At 65.3% G+C, this 22,892-nt stretch carries 20 protein-coding genes; 17 read left to right on the forward strand and 3 right to left on the reverse strand.

The features are described from left to right. Positions 1–6 precede the first annotated feature (6 nt). Together ACQR1Y_RS13445 and ACQR1Y_RS13450 are read right to left on the reverse strand one after the other, a co-directional pair. Positions 7–1,176 carry a DUF2865 domain-containing protein gene (locus ACQR1Y_RS13445; protein ID WP_434876781.1) on the reverse strand — a complete coding sequence of 390 codons (1,170 nt, stop codon included), beginning with the start codon at positions 1,174–1,176 and terminating at the stop codon, positions 7–9. Between the two features lie 153 nt (positions 1,177–1,329). Next, positions 1,330–1,638 (reverse strand): hypothetical protein, encoded by a 309-nt coding sequence (locus ACQR1Y_RS13450; RefSeq protein ID WP_434857638.1) that lies wholly within the window; start codon positions 1,636–1,638, stop codon positions 1,330–1,332. Between the two features lie 376 nt (positions 1,639–2,014). On the opposite strand from ACQR1Y_RS13450, the gene cysS reads away from it, so the two are divergent. The 4 genes from cysS (at position 2,015) to ACQR1Y_RS13470 (ending at position 6,130) form a co-directional block, all read left to right on the forward strand. Beyond that, complete coding sequence (cysS, locus tag ACQR1Y_RS13455) at positions 2,015–3,424, forward strand: cysteine--tRNA ligase (protein ID WP_434876782.1); 1,410 nt, start codon at positions 2,015–2,017, stop codon at positions 3,422–3,424. A gap of 115 nt (positions 3,425–3,539) precedes the next feature. Then, positions 3,540–4,040 carry a GNAT family N-acetyltransferase gene (locus ACQR1Y_RS13460; RefSeq protein ID WP_434876783.1) on the forward strand — a complete coding sequence of 167 codons (501 nt, stop codon included), beginning with the start codon at positions 3,540–3,542 and terminating at the stop codon, positions 4,038–4,040. After that, positions 4,037–5,635, forward strand: coding sequence for a citramalate synthase (gene cimA / locus ACQR1Y_RS13465; RefSeq protein WP_434876784.1), 1,599 nt, complete (start codon positions 4,037–4,039; stop codon positions 5,633–5,635). The genes ACQR1Y_RS13460 and cimA overlap by 4 nt, the downstream gene beginning before the upstream one ends. A 117-nt stretch (positions 5,636–5,752) precedes the next feature. Continuing rightward, positions 5,753–6,130 (forward strand): VOC family protein, encoded by a 378-nt coding sequence (locus tag ACQR1Y_RS13470; protein WP_434876785.1) that lies wholly within the window; start codon positions 5,753–5,755, stop codon positions 6,128–6,130. 3 nt (positions 6,131–6,133) lie between these two features. On the opposite strand, the gene ACQR1Y_RS13475 is transcribed toward ACQR1Y_RS13470, so the two are convergent. Continuing rightward, complete coding sequence (locus ACQR1Y_RS13475; protein WP_434857633.1) at positions 6,134–6,736, reverse strand: TIGR00730 family Rossman fold protein; 603 nt, start codon at positions 6,734–6,736, stop codon at positions 6,134–6,136. A gap of 226 nt (positions 6,737–6,962) precedes the next feature. Between ACQR1Y_RS13475 and ACQR1Y_RS13480 the strand changes: the two genes are divergently transcribed. The 13 genes from ACQR1Y_RS13480 (at position 6,963) to ACQR1Y_RS13540 (ending at position 22,888) form a co-directional block, all read left to right on the forward strand. Then, positions 6,963–8,936, forward strand: coding sequence for an ABCB family ABC transporter ATP-binding protein/permease (locus tag ACQR1Y_RS13480; protein ID WP_434876786.1), 1,974 nt, complete (start codon positions 6,963–6,965; stop codon positions 8,934–8,936). A gap of 114 nt (positions 8,937–9,050) precedes the next feature. Continuing rightward, positions 9,051–9,767, forward strand: a complete 717-nt coding sequence (locus tag ACQR1Y_RS13485; protein WP_434876907.1) for a phosphatidylserine decarboxylase — start codon at positions 9,051–9,053, stop codon at positions 9,765–9,767. 87 nt (positions 9,768–9,854) lie between these two features. Next, positions 9,855–10,736: a CDP-alcohol phosphatidyltransferase family protein gene (locus ACQR1Y_RS13490; RefSeq protein WP_434876787.1), complete on the forward strand. Its 882-nt coding sequence runs from the start codon at positions 9,855–9,857 to the stop codon at positions 10,734–10,736. A 182-nt stretch (positions 10,737–10,918) separates the two neighbouring features. Continuing rightward, a complete protein-coding gene (locus ACQR1Y_RS13495; RefSeq protein WP_434876908.1) occupies positions 10,919–11,554 on the forward strand; it encodes an RraA family protein in 636 nt (211 codons plus the stop codon). 65 nt (positions 11,555–11,619) lie between these two features. Next, positions 11,620–12,342: a hypothetical protein gene (locus ACQR1Y_RS13500; protein ID WP_434857629.1), complete on the forward strand. Its 723-nt coding sequence runs from the start codon at positions 11,620–11,622 to the stop codon at positions 12,340–12,342. 297 nt (positions 12,343–12,639) lie between these two features. Then, a complete protein-coding gene (locus ACQR1Y_RS13505; RefSeq protein WP_434876788.1) occupies positions 12,640–14,838 on the forward strand; it encodes an ATP-binding protein in 2,199 nt (732 codons plus the stop codon). Continuing rightward, entirely contained in the window at positions 14,835–15,197 is a 363-nt protein-coding gene (locus tag ACQR1Y_RS13510) for an Hpt domain-containing protein (protein ID WP_434876789.1), read from the forward strand. The genes ACQR1Y_RS13505 and ACQR1Y_RS13510 overlap by 4 nt, the downstream gene beginning before the upstream one ends. A 176-nt stretch (positions 15,198–15,373) precedes the next feature. Next, on the forward strand, positions 15,374–16,147 hold the full coding sequence (locus tag ACQR1Y_RS13515; RefSeq protein WP_009028798.1) for a motility protein A: 774 nt from the start codon (positions 15,374–15,376) through the stop codon (positions 16,145–16,147). Positions 16,148–16,183: 36 nt separating this feature from the next. Beyond that, positions 16,184–17,014, forward strand: coding sequence for a flagellar motor protein MotB (locus tag ACQR1Y_RS13520; RefSeq protein ID WP_434857626.1), 831 nt, complete (start codon positions 16,184–16,186; stop codon positions 17,012–17,014). Positions 17,015–17,269: 255 nt separating this feature from the next. After that, positions 17,270–19,168, forward strand: coding sequence for a potassium transporter Kup (locus ACQR1Y_RS13525; protein WP_434857625.1), 1,899 nt, complete (start codon positions 17,270–17,272; stop codon positions 19,166–19,168). 150 nt (positions 19,169–19,318) lie between these two features. Next, on the forward strand, positions 19,319–21,241 hold the full coding sequence (locus ACQR1Y_RS13530; protein ID WP_434876790.1) for a potassium transporter Kup: 1,923 nt from the start codon (positions 19,319–19,321) through the stop codon (positions 21,239–21,241). 144 nt (positions 21,242–21,385) lie between these two features. Further along, complete coding sequence (locus tag ACQR1Y_RS13535) at positions 21,386–21,715, forward strand: rhodanese-like domain-containing protein (RefSeq protein ID WP_315720728.1); 330 nt, start codon at positions 21,386–21,388, stop codon at positions 21,713–21,715. Positions 21,716–21,724: 9 nt separating this feature from the next. Beyond that, on the forward strand, positions 21,725–22,888 hold the full coding sequence (locus ACQR1Y_RS13540; RefSeq protein ID WP_434876791.1) for an aminotransferase: 1,164 nt from the start codon (positions 21,725–21,727) through the stop codon (positions 22,886–22,888). Positions 22,889–22,892: the final 4 nt, after the last annotated feature.

Genomic DNA, 22,892 nt, shown 5'->3' on the forward strand with positions numbered 1-22,892 from the left:
GACTGCTCAACGCGCCGGGATGAAGGTCGGTCCGACCGTGCGGATCTGCTTGTCGCCGCCCGCGCCGGTCGTGGTGTCGGCGGTCGTGGTCTGCGGCGCGGTCTCGGCAGGAGCGGCGCCCTTCTTGGCAGCGGTGGCCGGCGGCTTGCCGCTCTGGCGCTGCTGCATCCGCTTGGCGCTCTCCTCGGTGACGATGATGTCGCCCTGTTCGGCCGCCGAGGCTCGCTCGTCGATCGACTTCAGTGCGTCGGCCCAGGTCTGACCCGGCGCCTTGCAGGAGCAGGTCGGGTTGAACTCGGTGCGATATTTGAACGCGTTCGGCAGGGCGGTGTACGACTGGCCATTGACCGAGACCGCCTGGTTCATGTCCTCGCCGGGATTGCGATAGGTGAACAAGGTCGCCTCGGCGGCGGGGCATTGCGCCTTGCAGGCGCGCTCGTCATCGGCGAAGCGGCCGGGAACGGTGGCGAACGAGATCGGGAAATAGGCGCCGTCGCAGGTGCGCACGCAGACGGTCCGGTAGGTGCCCTGCGGCGCGGCGAGATCGGCGCTGGGGGGCGGCAGCGAGGCGGCCGGGTTGGTCTCGCCGCCGCCGCCGAACAGATTGGTCAGGAAGTTGCCGCCGCCACCTCCGCCGCCGCCGCGATTCGCATATTGCTGATACTGCGGGCCGCAATTGTTCTGGCCGAGCGCGGCCAGCACCGAGCGGCGCTGGTTGTCGCGCTCACCGCCGAAACCGCCGCCGCGCAGCCGCTCCAGGCTGCCGGTGATCTGGTCGAGATTGGCGCGCATCTGCTGCAGCTGGTTGTTGACCGGCTGGCACTCTGCCGCGCGGCCGTTGAAGATCGAGAAGAAGCCGGGGCTGTCGCAGCCCATCCGCTTGGCCTGCGTGCTGACGCGATCGAGTTCGGCCTGCTGCTTGGCGGCCGCGTCCTGATAACGCCGGATCTGGTCCTCGCGTCCGGGATCGCCGCCACCGCCGCCGCGCTCGATCGAGGCGAGCTGCGCCTCGAGGCGGGGGCAGATCGGGTTCACGCCGGCCTGTGCACCAGGCGGTCCGGGCGGCATCTGCGCATAGGAATCGGAACTGGATTGCGCCAGGGCGTGCGAGCCGGTCAGGGACAGTCCGAGCAGCGCAGTGAAGGCCAGCAGGCGCGGAGACAGGGATGCGATCAAGATGCGGTATTCCGGTCCATGGGTGCTGCCGCGGAGCTAGCACAGAATTCGGAAAAATCGCGGCAGCGGCGGGCTTCCCATAGCCGCTTTGTCGGGCAGCGTCACGTCGATTCCGGGGCGGGCGGAAGGCGGAAGCGGCTGTTCCCGCGGGCCTCAGCGCTGGCAGGTGATCGCGACATAGTCGCTGCAGGCGCCGCGGGCGCAATTTCCAGCCGCTTTCGGCACCGATCCGGTGATTTCCTCGGGGTCGACACGACGGTAGGAGGAGGCCTGCGCAAAATCGCGTGATTGGCAGTAGGAGCGCGCCGCCGAGGCGCCGCATCGGTCGCCCTTGGCCAGGCACTGGTCGACGCCATAGCCGTCGGACTCGTTGGCGATGATGAAGATGCGGCTCTCCGCGCGAGCGGTGCTCGCGACGGCAAGGAGGACAGAGCAGGCGAGCAGCGCCGAAGAGAATCGCATGGTGCACCGGTCGATGGAGGAGACAACCCATGGTTAGGCCAAAAAGGTTAACAATGATTAACCATGAGGCAGGGCGCGTGGATTTGGGCGGCGAAAGCGGCCGTTTTGCGGCTCTTGACGGCAACATCCTGCTGCATCATGGTGAAACCCATGAACGGTTTCCTCGCCATCTGCTGCATTTGCCGCGAGATTATTCGCTAGCGATTCGCTGGCTGAGGCCGTCTTTTCTCAACAGAGATGATCAGGACGCCCGGCCGGCAGGTCGGAGGCGTGAATTTGCCGTGGCTGGTCCGCCTGCGGACCGTCGGCTGGCGTAGGGGGCATCCGTGACGTCTCGCCTTGGCGGGACGCGAGCAAGGGCATTCGGGGACGGACCATGGAATTGCGTTTGTACGACACCGCGTCGCGGGAGAAGCGCCCCTTCGTGCCGCTCGATCCCGACAATGTCCGCATGTATGTCTGCGGACCGACGGTCTATGACTTTGCCCATATCGGCAATGCGCGCCCGGTCATCGTCTTCGACGTGCTGTTCCGGCTGCTGCGGCACATCTACGGCAAGGATCACGTCACCTACGTCCGCAACATCACGGACGTCGATGACAAGATCAATGCGCGCGCCGCGCGCGATTTTCCCGGGCTCCCGCTGAACGAGGCGATCCGCAAGGTCACCGAGGTGACCGCGAACCAGTTCCACAGCGACGCGGCTGCGCTCGGCAGCCTGCCGCCGACCTTCGAGCCGCGGGCGACCGAGTTCGTGCTGCCGCGCCCCGACGGCAAGGCCGATATGGTGACGCTGATCCGGCAACTGATCGCGCGCGGCCACGCCTATGAGGCCGGCGGCGAGGTGCTGTTCGACACGTCGTCGATGCCGGATTACGGTGCGCTGTCGGGCCGCAAGCTCGACGAGCAGCTCGCCGGCGCGCGTGTCGCGGTCGATGCGCACAAGAAGAACCCGGCCGACTTCGTGTTGTGGAAGCAGTCCTCGGCCGACGAGCCGGGCTGGGATAGCCCATGGGGCCGCGGCCGCCCCGGATGGCACATCGAGTGCTCGGCGATGAGTGCGGCCTATCTCGGCGAGGTCTTCGACATCCATGGCGGCGGGCTCGACCTGATCTTCCCGCATCATGAGAACGAGATAGCGCAGTCGCGCTGCGCCCACGGCACGTCTGTCATGGCGAACTACTGGCTGCACAATGAGTTCGTGCAGGTCGAGGGCGCCAAGATGTCGAAGAGTCTCGGCAACTTCGTGACCATCCGTGACCTGCTCGCGGATTGGCCCGGCGAGGTGCTGCGCCTCAACATGCTCAAGATGCACTACCGCTCGCCGGCCGACTGGACGCTCAAGAACCTCGAGGAGAGCGCCAAGACGCTCGACGACTGGTACCGCGTCGCGGCTGACGCACCGGGCGAGCAGCCGGACCCCGCGGTGGTCGCCGCGCTGCTCGACGATCTCAACACGCCGCTGATGATCGCCGAGCTGCATGCGTTGCGCGCGCGGGCGGTGGCCGGAGGCGACGCCGAGCGCGCGGCGTTCGCCGGCTCGCTGCGTTATGCCGGCTTCCTGTCCGAGACATCGGCGCAATGGGAAGCGCGCAAGCAGCAGGCCAAGGGCGTCGATGCCGCCAAAGTTGAAGGGCTGATCGCCGAGCGTGCTGCGGCGCGTGGGCGCAAGGACTTCAAGGAGTCCGACCGCATCCGCGACGAACTCGCCGCGATGGGCGTGGTGCTCAAGGACGGCAAGGGCGCCGACGGCAAGCCGGTGACGACCTGGGAGATTGCGCGATGACGAGGCCCGACACGCCATTTCCCAGGCACTGGCTGTACTACATCGGGTTGAAACTGGTGCTGATCGCCGGCGCGGTGGCGCTGGTCACGAAGCTCTACGGCATGTGGTGACGGACATGGGACAGGCAATTCCGAAGGCCGCGCTGCGGCCGTTTCTCCCCACCGACACGCCGCTGCTCGCCGCGATCTTCGTCGCCAGCATCCAGGAGCTGACCTCGGACGATTACAGTGAGGAGCAGCAGGAGGCCTGGGCCGCCGCCGCCGAGAACGAGGCGAGCTTCGGCAGTAAGCTGGCGTCGGAGCTGACGTTGATCGCGACCTTGCAGGGCTCGCCGGTCGGCTTCGCTGCGCTCAAGGGCAATGACCATATCGACATGCTCTACGTGCATCCGAGCGCGGTCGGGCAGGGCGTCGGCGCCATGCTGTGCGACGCGCTGGAGAAGCTGGCGGGGGCGCGCGGCACGACAGGCCTCTCGGTCGATGCCAGCGACACCGCGGTCGATTTCTTTCGCAAGCGCGGCTACGTCGCGCAGCAGCGCAACAGCGTCTCGATCAACGGCGAGTGGCTCGCCAACACGACGATGAAGAAGACGCTCGGGGCAGGGGCGCAGGCATGAGCAGAGAGCGTCTCTATCTGTTCGACACCACCTTGCGCGATGGCGCGCAGACCAATGGCGTCGACTTCACGCTCGCCGACAAGCAGGTCATCGCGCGCCTGCTCGACGATATCGGCATCGACTATGTCGAAGGCGGCTATCCCGGCGCCAATCCGCTCGACACGGAATTCTTCGCCGCGCGGCCGAAGCTGGGCCACGCCCGCTTCACCGCCTTCGGCATGACCCGGCGCGCGGGGCGCTCGGTCTCGAATGATCCGGGTGTGGCCGCGCTGCTCGATGCCAAGGCGGATGCGATCTGCTTCGTCGCGAAATCCTCGGCCTATCAGGTCCGCGTGGCGCTGGAGACCACCAACGAGGAGAACCTCGCCTCGATCCGCGACAGCGTCACGGCGGCCAAGGCCGCGGGGCGCGAGGTGATGCTCGACTGCGAGCACTTCTTCGACGGCTACAAGGAGAACGCCGAGTTCGCGCTGGCTTGCGCGCGTGCCGCCTATGAGGCCGGCGCGCGCTGGGTTGTGCTGTGCGACACCAATGGCGGCACGATGCCGCACGAGATCGAGGCGATCGTCGGCGAGGTGATCAAACACGTGCCCGGCGATCACCTCGGCATTCACGCCCATAACGACACCGAGCAGGCGGTGGCGAACTCGCTCGCGGCGGTGCGGGCCGGCGTTCGCCAGATCCAGGGCACTTTGAACGGCCTCGGCGAGCGCTGCGGCAATGCCAATCTGTGCTCGCTGATCCCGACGTTGAAGCTGAAGACCGAGTTTTCCGATCGCTTCGAGATCGGCGTCTCCGACCAGCAGCTCGGCGGGCTGATGAAGGTGTCGCGTACGCTCGATGACATGCTGAACCGCGCGCCGAACCGCCACGCGCCTTACGTCGGCGAGAGCGCCTTCGTCACCAAGACCGGCATCCATGCCTCTGCCGTGCTCAAGGACCCGCACACCTACGAGCATGTGCTTCCCGAGAGCGTTGGCAATCATCGCAAGGTGCTGGTGTCTGACCAGGCCGGCCGCTCCAACGTGATCGCGGCGCTCGAGCGCGGCGGCATTCCCTTCAACAAGACTGATCCGAAGCTGACGCGGCTCGTCGAAGAGCTGAAGGAGCGCGAGGCCATGGGCTATGCCTATGAGTCCGCCAACGCCTCGTTCGAGTTGCTGGCGCGGCGCACCCTGGGCTCGGTGCCGGAGTATTTCCGGGTCGAGCAGTTCGACGTCAATGTCGAGCAGCGCTATAACGCGCTCGGCGAGCGCGTCACGGTGGCGCTCGCCGTGGTCAAGGTCGACGTCGCCGGCGAGCGGCTGATCTCGGCCGCCGAAGGCAACGGTCCGGTGAACGCGCTCGACGTCGCCTTGCGCAAGGATCTCGGCAAGTACCAGGGCTTCATCGACGGATTGAAGCTGATCGACTACCGCGTCCGCATCCTCAATGGCGGCACCGAGGCGGTGACGCGCGTGCTGATCGAGAGCGAGGACGAGACCGGCGAGCGCTGGACCACGGTCGGCGTGTCGCCCAACATCATCGACGCCTCGTTCCAGGCGCTGATGGATTCGGTGTTCTACAAGCTGGTGAAGTCAGGCGCGGCGGGATGAGGTGATGCATCGTTATTGCGAGCGAAGCGAAGCAATCCAGGGCGGCATGCGCGACCCTGGATTGCTTCGTCGCTTCGCTCCTCGCAATGACGAATGGAGAGAGCGGGGAGCCAACGCATGATCGACCACGTCTCCGTCGGCGTCAGCGACCTCGCCCGCAGCGCGCGCTTCTACGAGCTCGCGCTGGCGCCGCTCGGCATGATCCGGCTGGTCGAGCGGCCCAGCAACATCGGCTTCGGCAAAACCTATCCGGAGCTCTGGATCAATCTGCGTAGCAACATGGCACGGGTGCCCGCCGATACCGGCTCGCATCTCTGCTTCCGCGCCAAGACCACCGCAGAGGTCGATGCGTTCCACGCGGCAGCCGTTGATGCAGGCGGTATCTCCGATGGCGCGCCGGGGCTGCGGCCGCATGATCGCGTGCGCTACTATGCCGCCTTCGTGCTCGATCCCGATGGCAACCGGATCGAGGCCGTCACATTTCCGAGCGAGTAGGAGTCAGAGCCGCTTGGCGATCTCCGGTACCATCTCGGTCTCTTCCTTGGCGACGCGGGCGGCCGCCTCGCGCAGGCGCGGCAGGATGTCCTCGGCGCGGTCGGCCTTGAGCAGTTCGATCTGGAAGCCCGGCCGGATGAACTCGGTCTCGCGCATGTGGGCGAGCAACGAAAACAGCGGCTCCCAGAAGCCGTCGATATTGGCCATCAGCACCGGCTTGGCGTGGCGCCCGAGCTGCTTCCAGGTGAGCTGCTCGACCAGTTCCTCGAGCGTGCCGATACCGCCGGGCAGGGCGACGAACGCGTCGGAGTGCTCGAACATCAGCCGCTTGCGCTCATGCATGTCGGGCGTGACGATGAGGTCCTTGAGCGGCATCATGACCTCCTTCTTCACCAGGAAGTCCGGAATGATGCCCGTGACGTCGCCGCCATGGTCGAGCACGGCCTTGGCGACTGCGCCCATCATGCCGATGGAGCCGCCGCCATAGACGAGCCTGACGCCGTTCTCGGCGAGCGCCTTGCCGAGGGTTTTCGCCGATTCGATGAAGCTGGGATTGGTGCCCGGGCCGGAGCCGCAATAGACACAGACGGTGCGGATTTCAGTCATGTGATGGATGTGACACTGCAGCTGAAAGGCGTCAAGACGAGGGCGGACCGGGCGGTTCGCGGGGATTTACGGGCAATCCAACCGATCTGAATCAAGTTATGCAATTACTGCGCCGCCGCAACGGATTCCGTCGACTCACGGGTGCATCTGGCGGTCGAACACTCTATATGGAGCGGGCTGCCCCGCCTCATAACAGGCCAACACCGCCGCTGTTCCAGATCGCTTGATGCCTCCCGATTCGTCTCCTCATCACGGCGCCGCCGAGTCTCCCGCCTCCCTGGAGCAGGGAACGTTGGCCGGCACGCTGCGGCACCTGTGGCCCTTCATCTGGCCGAGTGATCGCGCCGATCTGAAGATGCGCGTGCTGTGGTCGGTGGTGCTGCTGCTCGCCGCCAAGGTCGCGACCCTGGTGCTGCCCTTCACCTTCAAATGGGCCACCGACGCGCTGACCGGCGCCAACACCGCCCCGGTCCAACCCGACAATTGGGCGTTCTGGCTGGTGGCCTCGCCGATCGTGATGACCGCGAGCTATGGCGGCATGCGCGTGCTGATGGCAGTGCTGACGCAATGGCGCGACGGCATCTTCGCCCGTGTCGCCATGCATGCGGTGCGGAAGCTCGCGACCATCACCTTCGTGCACATGCACGAATTGTCGCTGCGCTTCCACCTGGAGCGCAAGACCGGCGGGCTGACCCGGGTGCTCGAACGGGGGCGGAACGCGATCGAGACCATCGTCCGCATGGTGATCCTGCAGCTGATCCCGACCATCGTCGAGGTGTCGCTGCTGACGGCCGTGCTGCTGTGGCAGTTCGACTGGCGCTACGTGCTGGTCACGCTGACGATGGTCGCGGCCTATCTGTACTACACCTATATCGCGACCGAGTGGCGGATCGAGATCCGTCGGCGGATGAACGATTCCGATACCGAGGCCAATACCAAGGCGATCGACTCGCTGCTCAACTATGAGACCGTGAAATATTTCGGCGCCGAGGCGCGCGAGGCCGATCGCTACGACCGCTCGATGGAGCGTTACGAGCGTGCCAGCGTGAAGACCTATACCTCGCTCGCGGTGCTCAATGCCGGGCAGGCGGTGATCTTCACGATCGGGCTGACGGTCGCCATGCTGATGTGCGCCCATGGCGTCCGCGAAGGCCGCAACACGGTCGGCGACTTCGTCATGATCAACAGCATGATGATCCAGCTCTACCAGCCCTTGAATTTCATGGGCATGGTGTATCGCGAGATCAAGCAGGCGATCATCGACATCGAGAAGATGTTCGGCGTGCTCACCCGGGATGCCGAGGTGAAGGACGCGCCGGGCGCCAGGCCGCTGGTCGTGAGCTCGGGTGCGGTGCGCTTCGAGGACGTCCGTTTCGCCTATGAGTCGGACCGGCCGATCCTGCAGGGGCTGAGCTTCGAGGTGCCGGCCGGCAAGACGGTCGCCATCGTCGGCCCTTCCGGGGCCGGCAAGTCGACGATTTCCCGGCTGCTGTTCCGGCTTTACGACGTCTCCGGCGGCCGCATCCTGATCGACGGGCAGGACATCCGCGCGGTCAGCCAGGTCTCGCTGCGCGCGCAGATCGGCATGGTCCCGCAGGATACCGTGCTGTTCAACGACACCATCCGCTACAACATCCGCTATGGGCGCTGGGACGCGGACGATGCCGCCGTCGAGGAAGCGGCGCGCCTCGCCCAGATCGACGGGCTGATCAAGATGGCGCCGAAGGGCTACGAGACCCAGGTCGGCGAGCGCGGTCTCAAGCTGTCCGGCGGCGAGAAGCAGCGCGTCGCCATCGCCCGCACCATCCTCAAGGGGCCGCCGATCCTGGTGCTCGATGAGGCAACCTCCGCGCTCGATAGCCATACCGAGCAGGAAATCCAGGACGCGCTCGACCGGGTGTCGCGTAACCGCACCTCCCTCGTCATCGCGCACCGGCTCTCGACCATCGTCGCGGCCGATGAGATCATCGTGCTCGACCGCGGCCGGATCGCCGAGCGCGGCACCCACGGCGAGCTGTTGGCCAGAGGCGGGCTGTATGCCAGCATGTGGAACCGGCAGCGCGAGGCCGAGGAGGCGCGCGAGAAGCTGGCCAAGATCGGCGACGACGCCGCCGCGCCCAACCGCAATCCGCCGGCGCGGGGCGAGCCCGACAAGAGCGGACCCGAACTGCCCGGGTCCGTTGCCAGTGCGGCCGAGTGAATTCTCGGCGGTTGCCGTGATCCGAACGCAAGGACTCGTTAAGGATTCATTTTGACCTTCGCCGTCCGGCGACCTAGTCAAGGCGGCGGTCCGCTCTGAGGTCAGAGGGACACCATCTCAACGAAGCAGGCCATGTCGATCAGCAATTCCATCCGTGCCCAGATCCCGCCGATCCACCCCGAAGGTTACCCCTTCATCGGCGGATTTGCCCTCGTCAGCCTGATCCTGTTCTGGATCTTCACCCCGCTCGGCTGGATCGGCACGCTGCTCACCGTCTGGTGCGCGCTGTTCTTCCGCGACCCCATCCGCGTGACGCCGCAGCGGGAAGGGCTGGTGGTGGCGCCGGCCGATGGGAAGATCTCGATGATCACCCGCGCGCTGCCGCCGGCGGAGCTCGGCCTCGGCGATCGCCCGCTGCTGCGGGTCTCGATCTTCATGAGCGTGTTCAACGTCCATGTGAACCGGGCTCCGGTGGCCGGTCGGATCGAGAAGATTGCCTATCGCCCGGGGGCCTTCATCAATGCCGAGCTCGACAAGGCGAGCGAGGACAATGAGCGCAACTCGCTCGCGATCTCGACGACGCATGGCCGGATCGGCGTGGTCCAGATCGCCGGCCTCGTGGCGCGCCGGATCGTGTCGTTCGTACGGGAAGGGCAGACGATCGGCGCAGGCGAGCGCTTCGGGCTGATCCGCTTCGGGTCGCGGCTCGACGTCTATTTCCCCGATGGCACCGAGGTTCTGGTCTCGGAAGGACAGACGGCCATCGCCGGTGAAACCATTCTGGCCGATTTCGACGTTCCGGTGCCCGGCCTGACGTTCCGAAGCCAGTGAACCGTCCTCGCCCGATGACGACCCATTAAGGAGGCCTTGAGCCAAGTTCAGGCACAAGGTTCCGGCAAAACCATCCCTGGTGTGATCATGAGCTTCGATCCGAACTCTCCCGAACTGCGCCGCCGGCGTTTCCGGCCGATCCCGGTGCGGTTGCTGGTCCCGAACATGATCACGCTGCTGGCGATCTGTGCCGGCCTGACCGCGATCCGGCTGTCGACCGAGGGCCGGATGGAGCTCGCGGTCGGTGCGATCGTGTTTGCCGCCTTCCTCGACGGCATCGACGGCCGCATCGCCCGCATGATCAAGGGGCAGTCGAAGTTCGGCGCGGAGCTCGACAGCCTCGCCGATTTCGTCAATTTCGGCGTCGCGCCGGGCCTGATCCTGTATTTCTGGCAGTTGCACGAGCTGCGCGACGGCGGCTGGATCGCGGCCATGATGTACGCCATCAGCGGCGGCCTGCGGCTGGCGCGTTTCAATGCGAGCATCGACGATCCCAACAAGCCGCCCTTCGCCGCGAACTTCTTCACCGGCGTGCCGGCGCCGCTCGGCGCCATCACGGTGCTGCTGCCGGTCTATCTCGCCTTCCTCGATCTGCCCAAGCCGCCCGCCCTGGTGACGGCCTTCTACACGCTGCTGATCGCCTTCCTGATGGTGTCACGGCTGCCGGTGTTCTCCGGCAAGACCACGCGGATGCGCGTCTCGCCCGAGCTGGTGCTGCCGGTGTTCGCCTCGGTGGTGTTCTTCGTGGCGCTGCTGGTGGTCTATCCCTGGCACATCCTGTCGGCGGGCTCGATCCTCTACATCCTGAGCCTGCCGTTCGGCTGGCGGCTGTATCGCCAGCAGGCCGCGCGGCATGCCGCGGCGCTTGGCGCCTCGGCGGCGCCTCAGGCCGCTGCTACGTCGAGCCCCGCCTTTGCGCCGCCGCCTTCTGCCGAGCAGGAGCAGCATCCGCCTGAGCGGCTGCATTGACCTCAGCACATGGCCCCGCGCTTTGCCGGCTCGGGGCGCGTCAGTTATACCGGGTGCAAGGACGGACGTGAGATCCGTCCCTCACATCCGGAGACAACGCCTTGACCAATTCTGCCGCGCCGGTCGCTCCATCCGTTCTCGAGGCGCTCGCGCGCTATGACACGCCGACCATCTGCAACGCCATGGAGATCGTGGCGCCTGATCGCCGCCTGATCGGCTACACCATCAAGCCGCTGGTCTGTCCGTTTCCCGATCTGCCGCCGATGGTCGGCTATGCGCGGACCGCGACGATCCGCTCCGTGGTCAAGTCCGGCCTGCCGGCCGAAGAGCAGGCACGGCGGCGCACCGACTATTACGAATATGTCGGCACGGGGCACGGTCCGCGTATCGTGGTGATCCAGGACATCGACGGCCCCGACATCGGCTATGGCGCCTTTTGGGGCGAGGTGCAGAGCAACGTGCACAAGGCGCTCGGCTGCCTCGGCGTGATCACCGACGGCTCGATCCGCGACATCCCGCAATGGGCACCGGGTTTCCAGGCGCTGGCCGGCTCGATCGGCCCGTCGCATGCCTGGGTGCATGCCGAGAGCTTTGGCGGCGAGGTCCGTGTCGCCGGCATGACGGTGCGTTCGGATGACCTGATCCACTCCGACCGCCACGGCGCGATCGTGATCCCCCACGACATCGCCGCCAGCCTGCCAGAGGCGGCCGAACTGTGTGCCCGGCGCGAGACGCCGATCCTGGAGATCGCGCGGTCTGCCGATTTCTCGCTGGAGAAGCTCAAGGCCGCGCTCAAGCGCTCGGCAGAGATTCATTGAGGCGCGCGGCGCAAACATGAGCCCTCACGCGCGGGCGTGAGGGCTGGTCTTCGAGGTGATGGGCGATGGAACGGATCGCGGGCCGGGGCGGCCGGGTGTTCTTCAGGTATGTCTGGCGCTTCAATGCGCTGGCAATCGCTGTGGCCGCCATTTTGCTCATCGCGGTCGGCGCCTATGCGGCGCTGCGGATCTTCAAGGACGAGACGCGCGAGCGCCGCGTCACCAATGTCGTGAATGTCAGTGGCCAGGACCGGATCTCCGAGGATCTCCTCCTGGGCCGCGCGATCGTCGTCGACGGCACGCGCTATGTCCGCATTCCGCTGTACCGGAGCCAGACCTATGGCGCGGCCTCCTATTACGACAAGACAAGCGACAGGAACGTCGTGAACTATCTGTTCCTGGATCCGGCGATCAACCAGCCGCGATGGCTGTTCGACACCGGGGCCCAACTGATCGTTTCTACCCAGCTGATGCTCAACAAGCTACGGCTCGGCGCAGACCAGCGCGAAGCGGTCGGGATGGTCTACACCGTCGTCGAGAAGGATACCAATGGCGATGGACGGCTGACCGAGAAGGATGCCGTCTCGGTGGCCGTCAGCGACATCAGCGGGGCCAACTACCGCAAGCTGCTGGACGGCGTCGGTCGCCTGGATGCTGTCGAGCAGGTTGCGGATGACAAGATGCTACTGCTCTATCAGCGGGATCAGGACACCGTCCTGGAGGTCTATCGCCTGCCGTCGATGGAACGCCTGAGCCAATCGACCATCCCCAAGATCAAGCTGAAATAAGACCGGGCTTGCCGGACGGTCGGCGGATCGCTGGTTCGCGTGGACTCGGTGCGGGCTTCGATCATCACGAACGATCGCCGCCTTCGGCCGCAGGATCGTATCCGAGCTTGTCCGGATGACTACGGGGGGCGAGCCTTGCCCATCGAGGTATTGATCGATCGTGGTCGCCTATTACCTGCAAACGGGCCGGAAGGGCCGAGAGTTAAGCGATGACGGCGCGTTCAGAAGATTTTATCCATCAAGCTTTACCTGATGGCGAGCCTGGACGGATAGGCATGTCGCTCGAGGGCGAAAGACATGCGCAGGCTGATCTCCAAATCGATGCCGTTGTTCGAGTGGCTCGACCAGACCGTCGACAGGATCGTGCGGCTGGTTGGACATTTCGGCAGCGCCGTCATCGGCCTGTCGGCGATCGCGGTGGTCTGGGCCGGCATCTTCTACACGGTTTCCGAAGAGTATTCACGCACCGAGCAGTCGGCCTTGAAGAACGGCGCCAATCTCGCGCGCGCGTTCGAGGAGCAGATCATCCGCTCGATCCGCGCCGCGGATCAAACGCTGCTCTATGTGCGGGATACCTACGCCAAGGACCCGCAGAATTTCGACATGTCGCTGTGGGCGAAGCACAGTCAGTTCCTGTCCGACTTCTCGTTCCAGGTGGTCGTGATCGGCAAGGACGGCATCATGCTGTCCAGCAACATCGATCCGAAGATGCGCGGTCTCGACCTGCATGACCGCGAACACTTCCGCGTCCATGCTGACGGCAAGGACGACGTCCTGTTCATCAGCAAGCCGATCTTCGGACGCGTCTCGAATAAATGGTCGATCCAGCTGACGCGCCGGATCATCATGCCGGACAACTCGTTTGGAGGCGTCGTCGTCGTATCGCTCGATCCCGCCTATCTCTCGAGCTTCTACAATTCCGTCGATCTCGGCAAGCAGGGCAATGTGACGCTTGCGGGTCTGGATGGCATCATCCGCGCGCGGGCCTCGGCCGCCTCCAGCGGCGTAGGCACCTCTCTTGCAGGCAGCCCGATCATGTCGGCCATTCAAAACAAGAGCAGCGGCTCCTACACGGCGCGCAGCCAGGTCGACGGCATCGCCAGGATCTATTCGTTTCAGCGGGTGAAGGGTCACCCGCTGGTCGTCGTCGTCGGTCAGGCCACCGAGGAGGTCTTCGCCGCGTTCAAGCGCGATCGCGATCGTGATTTCCTGGTCGGGGCGCTGTTGACGGTGATCATCGGGATCGTCACGATCCTCATCGCGCGCTATCAGGCAGGCCTTGCCGCCTCGCGCGACGCGGCCGAGGCGGGCACGCGGGCGCGGTCGGAATTTCTGGCGATGATGAGCCACGAAATTCGCACGCCGATGAACGGCGTCATCGGCCTGGCCGATCTGCTGCTGTCTGCCGATCTGGCGCCGGAGCAGCGCAAGATCGCCATGACATTGCGTGAATCGGCGGACTATCTGCTGCAACTCCTCAATGACGTCCTCGATTTCTCCAAGCTCGATGCCGATCGCCTGGAGATCGAGCACATCGAATTCGATCTGCATCGTTCGGTGACCGCCACCGCCGAACTGCTGGTGTCGCGGGCCAAGGAGAAGGGCCTGCAGCTCACCACCTCGATCGCGCCCGACGTGCCGAACTATGTGGTCGGCGATCCCGCGCGACTGCGCCAGGTGCTGTTCAACCTCGTCGGCAATGCGCTCAAATTCACCGAGGCCGGCAGCGTGCATGTCGACGTGCGGGCCGAGGGCCTGACCGGCCAAAATCTCACGTTGGTGTTTTCGGTGGCGGATACCGGCGTCGGCATCCCTGCGGAGGCCGTCGGCCGCCTGTTCAAGCAGTTCTCGCAGGTCGACAATTCCATCTCGCGCCGGTTCGGCGGCACGGGCCTTGGGCTCGCGATCTGCAAGCGCCTGGTCACCTGCATGGGCGGCGACATCAAGGTGCAGAGCAAGGTGGGCGAGGGCAGTACCTTCACCTTCTCCATCGAGGTGCAGCCGCAGCCGCACCCCGATGTCGAGCATGTGAGCGCTCCCGAGGCGACGATCGCGCCGGCTAGCGCGGCGCCTATCTCCGAGGAGCGGCCGGCCGGCGCCGAGCCGCTGAAGGTCCTCGTGGCCGAGGACAATCTGACCAATCAGTTCGTGATCAAGAAGCTGCTGGACAAGCTCGGCCACGCCTACGACATCGTCGAGAACGGCACCCAGGCCATCGCGGCGGTGCAGAAGCAGACCTACGATCTCATCCTGATGGACATGATGATGCCGGAGATGGACGGCCTCACCGCGACGCGGATGATCCGCTCGCTGCCGCCGCCCGCCCAGGACATCTACATCATCGCTCTGACGGCCAACGCCACCAGCCAGGATCACCTGGCTTGCACCGATGCCGGCATGAACGACTTCGTGACCAAGCCGGTCACGCGGGATCGACTGAACGCCGCTCTGCTCCGCGCGGCCGCTGCCACGAACAAGGAAAGGCTTGTCGCATGACCGACCTGGTGCAATTCGATGAATCCGTCTACCAGATCCTGATCTCCGAGCTCGGCGAGGAAGACGCGCTCGAAGTGCTCAGGACCTTCCTGGATGACACCTCCAGCAAGTTCGGCAAGCTGGCCTCCAAGTTCGAGGATCGCCAGGAGCTCAGGCGCGAGGCGCATTCCATCAAGAGTTCGTCGGCGACGTTCGGCTTCTCGGCGCTGTCGCGGCTGTCGCGCGAGCTCGAAGCGGGCTCGGCGACGATGGAGCCGGCGCAGATGCTGGAGATGGTGCATAAGATGGAGAAATCGTTCGAACAGGCGGTCCTGTTCGCCGAGGCGAATCTGCTCAAGTCGGGCGCGGCCGCGGCCTGAGTGCAGCGCGCGTAGAGATGCGCATCGCTTCTCTTCGTCTGTTTACCTCTCATTATGCCTACCAAATTCGGTAACCCGTCCTTAATGGCGCGCATCTAATCTAAATTGCGCGTGGGGCAGGGCCGCGCGCCCGTCCAGGATGGCCGGTTGTTCGCGTATGCGGGTGGAGTAAGCTCATGGATATCATGACGGGCGCAGGGCTCGTGGTCGGCGTGATCGTCATCGCCGTGATGATGCTGCTGGGCGGCGATTTCGGCATGTTCGTCAGCGATCACGCTGCGATCATCATCTTCGGCGGCTCCACCGCCGCCACCATGATCCGCTTTCCGCTCGGTGCGATCGCCCATGGCGTCCCGCTCGGCATGAAGTTCGTGTTCACGATGAGCCGGCTGTCGGCCCGCGAGCTCGTCGACGAGCTCGCCCGCATCGCCGAGATCGCCCGCAAGCAGGGCCCGGTCGGCCTGGAAAAGGTCGAGACCGACGAGCCATTCCTCGCCAAAGGCATCCGCTACGTGGCCGACGGCTACGACCTCGAATTTATCCGCGACAATCTCGAGCGTGACCGCGACAATTTCCTGATGCATCTCGACGAGGGCAGCAAGATCTATCGCGCCGTCGGCGACTGCGCCCCGGCCTTCGGCATGATCGGCACGCTCATCGGCATGGTGCAGATGTTCGCCAACATGACCGACCCCTCGAAGCTCGGCCCGTTCATGGCGACCGCGCTGCTCGCGACGCTGTACGGCGCGCTGGTCGCCAACCTGATCTGTCTGCCGATCGCCGACAAGCTGCACGGCAAGCTGCTCGACGAAGAGACCAACCGCACGCTGATCATCGACGGCATCCTGATGATCCGCGACTCCAAGAGCCCGGCGCTCGTGCGCGAAATGCTGCTGGCCTATCTGCCGGAGAAGCATCGCCATGCCGAAGGCGAGCCCGTGCCGGCCTGATCGGCGGGCAGGGGGCGTTCCGGGGCGGGGTGAACGATGGCCAAGAAGAAACGAGGCGATGCGCATGGTGGCGGTCACGGCTGGTTCGTGACCTTCGCCGACCTGATGGGGCTGCTGCTCGCCTTCTTCGTCATGCTGGTCGCGTTCTCGACCATGGACAACAACAAGCTGAAAGTCGTCGCCGGTTCGATGCGCGACGCCTTCGGCATGCAGACCGAGTCGCGCTACTCGGGCATCGTTGAATCCGACGGCTTGCCGACGCGCCCGAAGCTGAAGAACGCCGCCCATATCTCGCCGGAAGAAACCGCGCGCGATCCGAGCCCCGAGCAGGAGGAGCGCCAGCATACCAACGGCGCCAGGCTCAAGACCGACCGGCAGTTCGCGCTGGCCTCCGCCTCGCTGCGCCAGGCGCTGCAGGACATGCCGGAGATGACCGAAATCTCCAAGCACATCATGTTCGAGGAGACCAAGCAGGGTCTGAACCTCGAGATCGTCGACCAGGATGGCCGCTCGATGTTCGCCGACGGCTCCAAGGTGCCGTATGATCGCACCCGGCGCCTGATCGAGAAGCTGGCGGCGCCGCTCAAGGCAACGCCGCTGCGTGTGCAGATTACCGGACATACTGCTGCCGGCTTCGTCCCGTCCCGCAGCGATTACGGCGGCTTCGACCTGTCGGCCGATCGTGCCAATGCCGTCCGCCAGATCCTGGAGCGGGAAGGGCTGCCGCCGAGCCACATCTATGCGGTGTCCGGCAAGTCGGACACCCAGCCGCTGTTCCCTGACGACCCCTCGCTGGCCGCCAATCGTCGGGTCACGATCACCTTGATGCGGGAAGACCCGCCATTGCCGCCGGACCTCAAGCCGTAGCCGCACCGCGCCCGGCCGGGCAGCTGTGACAGACAGCCGGCCGGCGCGCCCTTGATTCGCCGCCAGCGGACCCGACATTGGCTCCGGCAACCTTGTCCTGCCGGTCAACAGGCCGCGCTGCGTCAAAAGACATCTGTGTAGCGGTCGCTTCGCGTGCGGCCCTGGAACGAAGGTCTGCTACGGTAGAGACTTGACCTGCGGTCGGTCTGCGTCCACACGCGCCGGGCCAAACGGGAAAGATGCGTTCCAAGCGACATGACGGCCACCACGACACCGACCGAAGGACAGGAAACCGCGAGCACGTCGGGGTTCTGGGGGCTGACGCTGGGCAGCATCGGCGTCGTCTTCGGTGACATCGGCACCTCGCCGCTCTACGCGTTCCGCGAGGCGGCACATGGCGCTGCTCACGGGCAGCCGGTGTCGCGCATGATCGTGCTCGGCGTGCTCTCCCTGATCCTCTGGTCACTCTTCATCGTGGTGACCGCGAAATATGTGCTGCTGCTGTTGCGGGCAGACAACAATGGCGAGGGCGGAACGCTGTCGCTGATGGCGCTCGGCCAGCGCGCGCTTGGCAGGCGCAGCCTGTTCCTGCTGTCGCTCGGCGTCGTGGGCGCCTCGATGTTCATCGGCGATTCGATGATCACGCCCGCGATCTCGGTGCTGTCAGCGGTGGAAGGCCTCAAGCTCGCGGCGCCGGCGCTCGAGCACTATGTCGTGCCGCTCACCGTCATGATCCTGGTCGTGCTGTTCGCGGTGCAGAGCAAGGGGACGGCGCGGGTGGCCTCCGCCTTCGGTCCCGTCATGGTCACGTGGTTCACGTGCCTTGCGGTGATGGGTCTCGTCCACATCAGCGATGACCCGTCCGTGCTAGCCGCGATCAATCCCTACTACGCGGTGCAGTTCCTGCTTTCGCATGGCACCGTCGGCCTGGTCACGCTGGGGGCGGTCTTTCTCGCCGTCACCGGTGGCGAGGCGCTGTATGCCGATCTCGGTCATTTCGGCCGCAAGCCGATCCAGTCGGCCTGGTTGTTCTTCGTCTTGCCGGCCCTGCTGATCAATTATTTCGGGCAGGGCGCGCTGGTGCTGTCGGATCCCAGCGCGATCGAGAACTCCTTCTATCGCATGGTGCCCGAGATACTGCTGCTGCCGCTGGTGGTGCTCGCCACCGCCGCGACGGTCATCGCGAGCCAGGCCGTCATCACTGGCGCCTATTCGCTGGTGAGCCAGGCGGTCCAGCTCGGCCTGCTGCCCCGCTTCGAAGTGCGCTACACCTCCGAGAGCCACGCCGGGCAGATCTATCTGCCGCGCGTCAACCGGCTGCTGCTGATCGGCGTGATGTTGCTGGTGCTGCTGTTCAGGACGTCCAGCAATCTCGCCTCCGCCTATGGCATCGCGGTCTCCACCACCATGGTGGCCGACGGCATCATGGGCTTCGTCGTGATCTGGAAGCTGTGGAACCTGCGCGCCGCTGTTGCGGCCGCGATCATCGTCCCCTTCGTCGTGGTCGACACCAGCTTCTTCGCCGCGAACCTGCTCAAGCTCTTTGAAGGCGCCTGGGTGCCGTTGCTGTTCGGAGTTGTGATGGCGGTGACGATCTGGACCTGGCGGCGCGGCTCGGCGATCCTGATCCAGAAGACCCGCAAGATCGAGGTCCCGCTCGACGACCTCGTTGCGAGCCTGGAGAAGCGGCCGCCGCACATCGTCAAGGGCACGGCGGTGTTCCTCACCAGCGACCCGACCTCCGTGCCGACCGCCTTGCTGCACAACCTCAAGCACAACAAGGTGCTGCATGAGCACAACGTGATCCTGACCATCGAGACCGCCCAGACGCCGCGAGTCGACGTGTCGGAGCGGGTGCGCATGGAGAAGATCAGCGAGAAGTTCTCCAAGGTGCGGCTGCGCTTCGGCTTCATGGAGTCGCCGAACGTGCCGCGCGCGCTCGCGGTGGCGCGCAAGCTCGGCTGGCAGTTCGACATCATGTCGACGTCGTTCTTCGTCTCGCGCCGTTCGCTGAAGCCGTCATCGCAATCCGGCATGCCGGCATGGCAGGATCACCTGTTCATCGGATTGAGCCGCTCCGCCAACGATGCCACGGACTACTTCCAGATTCCGACGGGACGGGTCGTGGAAGTTGGTACTCAGGTAACGATCTGAGCGGTTGGCGCATGGACTTTGGACGATGTATGCTGGATTGCATGGCTGGTCCGCAATCTCGTCCGGTCCGCTGTCAAAGCTTGTCGCTATAAGCCGCGCGCTCTGCCAGTTGTGCAGTGAAGCATTAACAAGTCCTCAAGGGGGCTACCCATGACAGTTGAAGCCGCAGCTACGCCCGCGGAAACGCCGGCGACCAACGGTCATGGCGAGACCCATTCGACCGCCAGCTTCAGCGCACTCACGCTTGGCAGCATCGGCGTCGTCTATGGCGATATTGGAACCAGCCCGCTCTACGCGCTCCGTGAGGCCGTTGCGGCAGCCAGCAGCAGCGGCGATCCAGCGCCGCACGCCGTCATGGGCGTGATCTCGCTGATCCTGTGGGCGCTCGTGGTGGTGGTGACGCTCAAATACGTGGTCATTCTGTTGCGGGCGGACAACAATGGCGAGGGCGGTACGCTGGCGCTGATGGCGTTGGCCCAGCGCGGCGTCGCGCGCGGCGCCAGTGTCATCGTGCTGCTCGGCATCATCAGCGGCGCATTGTTCTATGGCGACGCCGTCATCACGCCGGCGCTGTCCGTCCTGTCGGCCATCGAAGGCATCAAGCTCGTCACCGCGGCGTTCGATCCTTACGTCGTGCCGCTGACCATCGTCATCCTGGTCGCGCTGTTCGCCGTCCAGGTGCGCGGCACCGCCAAGGTGGCGGCGTTCTTCGGCCCCATCATGCTGGCCTGGTTCCTGATCATCGGCATCGCCGCCTTGCCGCCGATCATGCGCCATCCCGAAGTGCTCTGGGCGATCAACCCGCTCAACGCCGTGACCTTCATGCTGCATCACGGCGTCATCGGCTTCATCACGCTCGGCGCAGTCTTCCTGGCTGTCACCGGCGCCGAGGCGCTCTATGCCGACCTCGGCCATTTCGGCAAGCGGCCGATCCAGACGGCCTGGCTGTTTGTCGTGCTGCCGTCGCTGGCGCTGAACTATCTGGGGCAGGGCGCGCTGGTGATCGCCGATTCCAAGGCGATCGAGAATCCGTTCTTCCTGATGTTCCCGGACTGGGCCCTGATCCCGATGGTGGCGCTCGCGACGGTGGCGACCGTCATCGCCAGCCAGGCCGTCATCACCGGGGCCTATTCGCTGACCCGGCAGGCGATCCAGCTCGGCCTGCTGCCGCGCTTCGAGATCCGCCACACCTCGGAGGCGCATTCCGGCCAGATCTATATTCCCCGCATCAACAAGCTGCTGCTGCTGTCGGTGGTGCTACTGGTGCTGCTGTTCAAATCGTCGAGCGCGCTGGCCTCCGCCTACGGTATCTCAGTCACCGGCACCATGGTGGTGACGGCGATGATGGGCTTCGTCGTGATCTGGAAGGTCTGGAAATGGTCGCCATTCGCGGCGGCCGCGCTGATCGCGCCATTCCTGTTCCTGGACCTGACGTTCCTGTCGGCGAACCTTTTGAAGGTGTTCGAAGGCGGCTGGGTGCCGCTGGCGCTCGGCGGTTTCGTGATGACCTTGATGTACACGTGGCGTCGCGGCAGCCGGCTGCTGTTCGACAAGTCGCGCAAGCTGGAATTCCCGCTCGCCGACCTGGTCGCAATGCTCGAGAAGCGCCCGCCGCAGCGCGTGCCCGGTACTGCCGTGTTCCTGACCTCCGATCCGCTGAGCGCGCCGACCGCGCTGATGCACAGCCTGAAGCACTACAAGGTGCTGCACGAGAAAAACGTGATCCTGACGATCGAGACCGCGCCGACGCCGCGCATCGATCCCTCGGAGCGGGTCCGCCTGGAGCAGATCAGCCCGACCTTCTCCAAGGTGACCCTGCGCTTCGGCTTCATGGAGTCGCCGAACGTGCCGCGGGCGCTGGCGATCGCGCGCAAGCTCGGCTGGCAGTTCGACATCATGTCGACCTCGTTCTTCCTGTCGCGCCGCGCGCTGAAGCCGGCGGCGCATTCCGGCATGCCGCGCTGGCAGGATCACCTGTTCATCTCGATGAGCCGTTCCGCCAACGACGCGACGGACTATTTCCAGATCCCGAGCGGGCGCGTGGTCGAGGTCGGCACCCAGGTCACGATCTGACAGGTCACGATCTGACCGGATCGCTCCCGGCTCGGCGGCTGGCGCGTGCGCGGGACGGCTGCCGAACCGCTTGATTTTCGCGGCGTCTGGGGTGAGTTTGGCGCCTGTTCGGAGCCGTGTGCGGCTCCCTCGAAGGCTTGGAGGATGGGCGTGGCTGTTGTGCACGATTTGACCCCGCAGGACGTGGCCAAGGGGATCGCCGAAGGGCGAATTCTTCTGGTCGACGTGCGCGAGCCGAACGAAGTTGCTGCGGAAGCCTATCCCGACGGTGTCGTCGTTCCCCTGTCGGCCTTCGACCCGAAGCTCATCCCGGACCCCCAAGGCAAGGACGTCGTGTTCGCCTGCCGCTCGGGCAAGCGCTCGGTGACAGCCTCGCTCGCCGCGCAGGCGGCCGGGCTGCCCTATGACAAGCACCTTCAGGGCGGGATGCTGGGCTGGAAGGCGGCCGGTCTGCCAAGCAAGACCGGCGGCTGACGCGCGATCATGGTCTCGCAGAACAAGGTCTTCGCCGACCTGCCGGTCACCATTTTCGAGCAGATGTCGCAGCTCGCGCGCGACAACGACGCCATCAATCTGGGGCAGGGCTTTCCCGACGATCCGGGCCCGGAGGACATCCGCCGCGCCGCCGCGGACGCCGTCCTGAACGGCTACAACCAGTACCCGTCGATGATGGGCCTGCCGGAGCTGCGCCAGGCCATCGCCGCGCACTACAAGCACTGGCACAAGCTCGATCTCGACCCGATGAGCGAGGTCATGGTCACCTCGGGCGGGACCGAGGCGCTGACCTCGGCGATCCTGTCGGTGGTGGAGCCGGGTGATGAAGTCATCTGCTTCCAGCCGGTGTACGACTCCTATCTGCCGATCATCCGCCAGGCCGGCGGCATCCCGAAGCTGCTGCGGCTGGAGCCGCCGCATTGGCGGCTGTCGGAGGAGATGCTGCGCTCCGCATTCTCGCCGAAGACCAAGGCAGTGCTGTTCAACAACCCGCTCAACCCGGCGGCGGTGGTCTATCCGCGCGAGGATCTCGAGCTGCTGGCGCGCTTCTGCCAGGAGTTCGACGCGGTCGCGATCTGCGACGAGGTCTGGGAGCACGTGGTCTTCGACGGCCGCGAGCACATCCCGCTGATCACCATCCCCGGCATGCGCGACCGCACCATCAAGGTCGGCTCGGCAGGCAAGATCTTCTCGCTCACGGGGTGGAAGATCGGCTTCGTCTGCGCCGCGCCGCAGCTGCTGCGCGTCGCCGCCAAGGTGCATCAGTTCCTGACCTTCACGACCGCGCCGAATCTCCAGGTCGCGGTGGCCTATGGACTCGGCAAGTCAGACGACTATTTCGTCAACATGCGCGCCGAGCTGTCGCGCAGCCGCGACCGGCTCACGGCCGGGCTCGAGAGCCTCGGCTTTCCCGTGCTGAAGGCGCAAGGCACGTACTTCCTCACGGTCGACCTGTCGCCGCTCGGCCTCAACGAAACCGACGAGCAATTCTGCCGGCGTATCGTTCACGACTACAAGGTGGCGGCGATTCCTGTGTCGGCGTTCTACGAGAAAGATGCGGTAACCTCCGTCGTCCGGTTCTGCTTCGCCAAGAAGGATGCCACGCTCGACACGGCGCTGGAGCGCCTGTCCGACGCCATTCACCGCCGCTAGGAGA

The sequence above is a fragment of the Bradyrhizobium sp. HKCCYLRH3099 genome, from assembly GCF_051167855.1.
Classification (GTDB): Bacteria; Pseudomonadota; Alphaproteobacteria; order Rhizobiales; family Xanthobacteraceae; genus Bradyrhizobium.

Excerpts from the sequence above, each read along its gene's own strand:
- ACQR1Y_RS13475 (WP_434857633.1), bottom strand. The coding sequence starts at position 6,736 with ATGACTGAAATCCGCACCGTCTGTGTCTATTGCGGCTCCGGCCCGGGC.
- ACQR1Y_RS13535 (WP_315720728.1), top strand. The coding sequence starts at position 21,386 with ATGGGCGTGGCTGTTGTGCACGATTTGACCCCGCAGGACGTGGCCAAG.
- ACQR1Y_RS13525 (WP_434857625.1), top strand. The coding sequence starts at position 17,270 with ATGACGGCCACCACGACACCGACCGAAGGACAGGAAACCGCGAGCACG.
- ACQR1Y_RS13505 (WP_434876788.1), top strand. The coding sequence starts at position 12,640 with ATGCGCAGGCTGATCTCCAAATCGATGCCGTTGTTCGAGTGGCTCGAC.
- ACQR1Y_RS13480 (WP_434876786.1), top strand. The coding sequence starts at position 6,963 with ATGCCTCCCGATTCGTCTCCTCATCACGGCGCCGCCGAGTCTCCCGCC.
- ACQR1Y_RS13500 (WP_434857629.1), top strand. The coding sequence starts at position 11,620 with ATGGAACGGATCGCGGGCCGGGGCGGCCGGGTGTTCTTCAGGTATGTC.
- ACQR1Y_RS13520 (WP_434857626.1), top strand. The coding sequence starts at position 16,184 with ATGGCCAAGAAGAAACGAGGCGATGCGCATGGTGGCGGTCACGGCTGG.
- cysS (WP_434876782.1), top strand. The coding sequence starts at position 2,015 with ATGGAATTGCGTTTGTACGACACCGCGTCGCGGGAGAAGCGCCCCTTC.
- ACQR1Y_RS13495 (WP_434876908.1), top strand. The coding sequence starts at position 10,919 with ATGGAGATCGTGGCGCCTGATCGCCGCCTGATCGGCTACACCATCAAG.
- ACQR1Y_RS13470 (WP_434876785.1), top strand. The coding sequence starts at position 5,753 with ATGATCGACCACGTCTCCGTCGGCGTCAGCGACCTCGCCCGCAGCGCG.
- ACQR1Y_RS13490 (WP_434876787.1), top strand. The coding sequence starts at position 9,855 with ATGAGCTTCGATCCGAACTCTCCCGAACTGCGCCGCCGGCGTTTCCGG.
- ACQR1Y_RS13460 (WP_434876783.1), top strand. The coding sequence starts at position 3,540 with ATGGGACAGGCAATTCCGAAGGCCGCGCTGCGGCCGTTTCTCCCCACC.
- ACQR1Y_RS13510 (WP_434876789.1), top strand. The coding sequence starts at position 14,835 with ATGACCGACCTGGTGCAATTCGATGAATCCGTCTACCAGATCCTGATC.
- ACQR1Y_RS13515 (WP_009028798.1), top strand. The coding sequence starts at position 15,374 with ATGGATATCATGACGGGCGCAGGGCTCGTGGTCGGCGTGATCGTCATC.
- ACQR1Y_RS13450 (WP_434857638.1), bottom strand. The coding sequence starts at position 1,638 with ATGCGATTCTCTTCGGCGCTGCTCGCCTGCTCTGTCCTCCTTGCCGTC.
- ACQR1Y_RS13530 (WP_434876790.1), top strand. The coding sequence starts at position 19,319 with ATGACAGTTGAAGCCGCAGCTACGCCCGCGGAAACGCCGGCGACCAAC.
- cimA (WP_434876784.1), top strand. The coding sequence starts at position 4,037 with ATGAGCAGAGAGCGTCTCTATCTGTTCGACACCACCTTGCGCGATGGC.
- ACQR1Y_RS13540 (WP_434876791.1), top strand. The coding sequence starts at position 21,725 with ATGGTCTCGCAGAACAAGGTCTTCGCCGACCTGCCGGTCACCATTTTC.